Here is a 5426-nt window from a genome sequence, read left to right on the forward strand (position 1 = left end):
GAAACAAACTAACAGAATTGCAAAATATATAGATCACCGTGAGGTAAGATCGATAAGTTCATTAAAGAGATGTCATTTATAAAAGCGTAGCGGGGTAACATAGTACGATTCAAAGTACATGAAACCGGAGCTATGATTTCGAGTCAAATTCTGACAGACAATACAATTAGAATAAAGACTATTATTAACAAGTTAAGAATGGTCAGCGTTCAAACTACAACATTTTACAATGGAGAGTTTGATCCTGGCTCAGGATGAACGCTAGCGGCAGGCCTAATACATGCAAGTCGAACGAGATTAAGGAGCTTGCTCTTTATGAAAGTGGCGCACGGGTGCGTAACGCGTATGCAACCTACCTTAATCAGGGGGATAGCCCGAAGAAATTCGGATTAAGACCGCATAAAAACACAGGATAGCATTATCCAATGTTCAAATATTTATAGGATTAAGATGGGCATGCGTGTCATTAGCTAGTTGGCGGGGTAACGGCCCACCAAGGCGACGATGACTAGGGGATCTGAGAGGATGACCCCCCACACTGGTACTGAGACACGGACCAGACTCCTACGGGAGGCAGCAGTAAGGAATATTGGTCAATGGAGGGAACTCTGAACCAGCCATGCCGCGTGCAGGAAGACAGCCCTCTGGGTCGTAAACTGCTTTTATTCGGGAATAAACCTTATTACGTGTAATAAGCTGAATGTACCGAAGGAATAAGGATCGGCTAACTCCGTGCCAGCAGCCGCGGTAATACGGAGGATCCAAGCGTTATCCGGATTTATTGGGTTTAAAGGGTGCGTAGGCGGCTTATTAAGTCAGGGGTGAAAGACGGTGGCTCAACCATCGCAGTGCCCTTGATACTGATGAGCTTGAATACACTAGAGGTAGGCGGAATGTGACAAGTAGCGGTGAAATGCATAGATATGTCACAGAACACCGATTGCGAAGGCAGCTTACTATGGTGTTATTGACGCTGAGGCACGAAAGCGTGGGGATCAAACAGGATTAGATACCCTGGTAGTCCACGCCCTAAACGATGAATACTCGCTGTTAGCGATATACAGTTAGCGGCTAAGCGAAAGCGTTAAGTATTCCACCTGGGGAGTACGCCCGCAAGGGTGAAACTCAAAGGAATTGACGGGGGCCCGCACAAGCGGAGGAGCATGTGGTTTAATTCGATGATACGCGAGGAACCTTACCCGGGCTTGAAAGTTAGTGAATGATCTAGAGATAGATCAGTGAGCAATCACACGAAACTAGGTGCTGCATGGCTGTCGTCAGCTCGTGCCGTGAGGTGTTGGGTTAAGTCCCGCAACGAGCGCAACCCCTATGTTTAGTTGCCAGCACGTTAAGGTGGGGACTCTAAACAGACTGCCTGTGCAAACAGAGAGGAAGGAGGGGACGACGTCAAGTCATCATGGCCCTTACGTCCGGGGCTACACACGTGCTACAATGGATGGTACAGAGGGCAGCAAGCTGGCAACAGCAAGCAAATCTCAAAAAGCCATTCACAGTTCGGATAGAGGTCTGCAACTCGACCTCTTGAAGTTGGATTCGCTAGTAATCGCGTATCAGCAATGACGCGGTGAATACGTTCCCGGGCCTTGTACACACCGCCCGTCAAGCCATGGAAGTTGGGGGTACCTAAAGTATGTAACCGCAAGGAGCGTCCTAGGGTAAAACCGATAACTGGGGCTAAGTCGTAACAAGGTAGCCGTACCGGAAGGTGCGGCTGGAATACCTCCTTTCTGGAGTAGATTTGACTACTCGCTACGCCAAATGATATAAATGACAGTACATCTCAAAAAGAAAAAAGAAGAAACAACCCATAGGATAACATCATAAGGTGCGACCTACTGAAGATTGGACAAAAAGAGTAAACAGGCATTGTGAAATGAGAGATCAGTACTCAGTCCTGTAATACATTAAGTCCCGTAGCTCAGTTTGGTTAGAGCACTACACTGATAATGTAGGGGTCAGCAGTTCAAATCTGCTCGGGACTACAGAAATATTCTAAGGGGGATTAGCTCAGCTGGCTAGAGCGCCTGCCTTGCACGCAGGAGGTCAACGGTTCGACTCCGTTATTCTCCACCATCACCGGTACTTGATACAAAAGGTACGTAAATAGGACAACCGAAAGGTGTCCCGGGATTGAACAGTTCTTTGACATATTGGAAGAAGTTAAAAAAGAAGAGCAAACAACAATAGAGACGTTGTTAGCTTGGAGGGGAGGTAAGCAATTACTGAACCGTAAGAGATAACAACAAATCAAAAAAAGCATTTCCATAGGCGCAAAAGGCTATGGAGAGAAGAAAGTAAGAAAGAGCACACAGGGGATGCCTTGGCTCTCAGAGGCGATGAAGGACGTGATAAGCTGCGATAAGCTTCGGGTATTAGCAAATATGAATTGATCCGAAGATTTCCGAATGGGGAAACCTGGCTAGTTGAAGACTAGTCGTATATATACGCAAACCTGCCGAACTGAAACATCTAAGTAAGCAGAGGAAGAGAAAATAATAATGATTTCCTAAGTAGTGGCGAGCGAACGGGAAAGAGCCCAAACCATTAATGTTACGGCATTAGTGGGGTTGTAGGACTACGATATGATTATAATGCAATGAAGTGGAACAGGATGGGAAGCCTGGCAAAATAGAGTGAGAGCCTCGTACACGTAAGTACCATTAGTCTAGTAGCATCCTGAGTACCGCGAGGTCGGAGACGCCTTGTGGGAATCTGCCGGCACCATCCGGTAAGGCTAAATACTCCTGAGAGACCGATAGTGAACCAGTACCGTGAGGGAAAGGTGAAAAGAACCCCGAACAGGGGAGTGAAATAGAACCTGAAACTGTGTGCTTACAAGCGGTCGGAGCGTCCAGGTGGCGTGACGGCGTGCCTTTTGCATAATGAGCCTACGAGTTACTCTTCTCTGGCAAGGTTAAGTGTTTAAGACACGGATCCGAAGCGAAAGCGAGTCTGAATAGGGCGTATAGTCAGGGGAGGTAGACGCGAAACCTTGTGATCTACCCATGGACAGGTTGAAGGTGCGGTAACACGTACTGGAGGACCGAACCGATAAACGTTGAAAAGTTTCCGGATGATCTGTGGGTAGGGGTGAAAGGCTAATCAAACTGGGAAATAGCTCGTACTCCCCGAAATGTTTTTAGGAACAGCGTTGAGGTAAAGTTATTTAGAGGTAGAGCTACTGATTGGGTGCGGGGGAGTCAAATCCTACCAAATCCAGACAAACTCCGAATGCTAAATAATATACTCAGCAGTGAGGCCCGGGGTGCTAAGGTCACGGGCCGAGAGGGAAAGAACCCAGACCATCAGCTAAGGTCCCCAAGTTACTACTAAGTTGAACTAACGAGGTGCGATTGCATAGACAGCTAGGATGTTGGCTTGGAAGCAGCCATTCATTTAAAGAGTGCGTAACAGCTCACTAGTCGAGCGATCGTGCATGGATAATAAACGGGCATTAAGTAGTACACCGAAGCTATGGGTAATATTAATATTACGGTAGGGGAGCATTCCAGCGGCAGCGAAGTTATGACGTAAGTTGTGGTGGAGCTTCTGGAAAAGCAAATGTAGGCATAAGTAACGATAAGGCAGGCGAGAAACCTGCCCGCCGAAAGGATAAGGTTTCCTGATCAACGCTAATCGGATCAGGGTTAGTCGGGACCTAAGGAGAACCCGAAGGGGATATTCGATGGACAACGGTTTAATATTACCGTACTTTTTATAACTGCGATGTGGGGACGGAGTAGTGACACTGCCGCGATCTGACGGAATAGATCGTTAAAGGCTGTAGGTATAGGACTGGTAGGCAAATCCGCCGGTCTTGCTGAACGCCGATAGTACCGCAAGCCTTCGGGTAAGTGGATAGCGCAGGTAATCAGACTTCCAAGAAAAACCGCTAAGCTTCAGGTTATAAAAACCCGTACCGCAAACCGACACAGGTATCCGGGAAGAGAATTCTAAGGCGCTCGAGTGAATCATGGCTAAGGAACTCGGCAAAATGGCCCTGTAACTTCGGGAGAAGGGGCGCTGGTAGCAATATCAGCCGCAGTGAAAAGGCCCAGGCGACTGTTTAACAAAAACACATGGCTTTGCAAAATCGAAAGATGAAGTATAAGGCCTGACACCTGCCCGGTGCTGGAAGGTTAAGAGGGGATGTTAGGAGCAATTCGAAGCATTGAATCGAAGCCCCAGTAAACGGCGGCCGTAACTATAACGGTCCTAAGGTAGCGAAATTCCTTGTCGGGTAAGTTCCGACCTGCACGAATGGTGTAACGATCTGGGCGCTGTCTCAGCCATGAGCTCGGTGAAATTGTGGTCCCGGTGAAGACGCCGGGTACCCGCAACGGGACGGAAAGACCCCATGCACCTTCACTACAATTTAACATTGACATTGGATACAGGATGTGTAGGATAGGTGGGAGACTATGAAGCGGCGTCGCCAGGCGTCGTGGAGTCAACGTTGAAATACCACCCTTTCTGTATTCGGTGTCTAACTCCGCCAGTCGGAGGACATTGTTTGATGGGTAGTTTGACTGGGGTGGTCGCCTCCAAAAAGGTAACGGAGGCTTTCAAAGGTAAGCTCAATACGCTTGGTAACCGTATGAGGAGTGCAATAGCATAAGCTTGCTTGACTGTGAGGCATACAAGCCGAGCAGGGTCGAAAGACGGATATAGTGATCCGGTGGTTCTGCATGGAAGGGCCATCGCTCAAAGGATAAAAGGTACGCTGGGGATAACAGGCTGATCTCCCCCAAGAGCTCATATCGACGGGGAGGTTTGGCACCTCGATGTCGGCTCGTCACATCCTGGGGCTGGAGAAGGTCCCAAGGGTTCGGCTGTTCGCCGATTAAAGTGGCACGCGAGCTGGGTTCAGAACGTCGCGAGACAGTTCGGTCCCTATCTGTTGTGGGCGTAGGAATTTTGAGTGGGGCTGACCTTAGTACGAGAGGACCGGGTTGGACTAGCCTCTAGTGAATCTGTTGTTCCGCCAGGGGCATTGCAGAGTAGCTACGCTGGGAATAGATAAGCGCTGAAAGCATCTAAGTGCGAAACTAGCCACGAGATGAGAATTCCATATAGGACCGTAGCAGACTACTACGTTGATAGGTTACAGATGTAAAGGTGGTGACATCAAAGTCGAGTAATACTAATCATCCGAAGCTTTCAAAAGCAACAACACTGTTGTTTGCTCTTCCAAACTAACTTCTTTCAATAATATGTCATTTATGTAGTGAAATCAAATCGCGAGATAGATCACTGGATATTTAAAAATATTTAGGTGCCTATATCGGTGGTGTCCACCTCTTCCCATTCCGAACAGAGAAGTTAAGCCCACCAGAGCCGATGGTACTGCGGTAACACGTGGGAGAGTAGGTCGGTGCCAAATCTTAAAGAAAGCCTGTAGTTAA

Annotated in this window: 2 tRNA genes and 3 rRNA genes; all 5 read left to right on the plus strand. The window is 48.0% G+C overall.

Annotated elements, in window-relative coordinates:
• Nucleotides 1-226: 226 nt before the first annotated feature.
• The 5 genes from DBR11_RS14220 (at nt 227) to rrf (ending at nt 5404) form a co-directional block, all read left to right on the plus strand.
• Nucleotides 227-1748 (plus strand): 16S ribosomal RNA (locus DBR11_RS14220).
• Nucleotides 1749-1928: 180 nt separating this feature from the next.
• Nucleotides 1929-2003, plus strand: a tRNA-Ile gene (locus DBR11_RS14225).
• Between the two features lie 14 nt (nt 2004-2017).
• Nucleotides 2018-2094, plus strand: a tRNA-Ala gene (locus DBR11_RS14230).
• Nucleotides 2095-2309: 215 nt separating this feature from the next.
• A 23S ribosomal RNA gene (locus DBR11_RS14235) occupies nt 2310-5187 on the plus strand.
• Nucleotides 5188-5292: 105 nt separating this feature from the next.
• A 5S ribosomal RNA gene (rrf, locus tag DBR11_RS14240) occupies nt 5293-5404 on the plus strand.
• Together the 16S, 23S and 5S rRNA genes with 2 tRNA genes alongside form the textbook arrangement of a ribosomal RNA operon.
• Nucleotides 5405-5426 lie beyond the last annotated feature (22 nt).

This window comes from Pedobacter sp. HMWF019, from assembly GCF_003061025.1.
GTDB lineage: Bacteria > Bacteroidota > Bacteroidia > Sphingobacteriales > Sphingobacteriaceae > Pedobacter.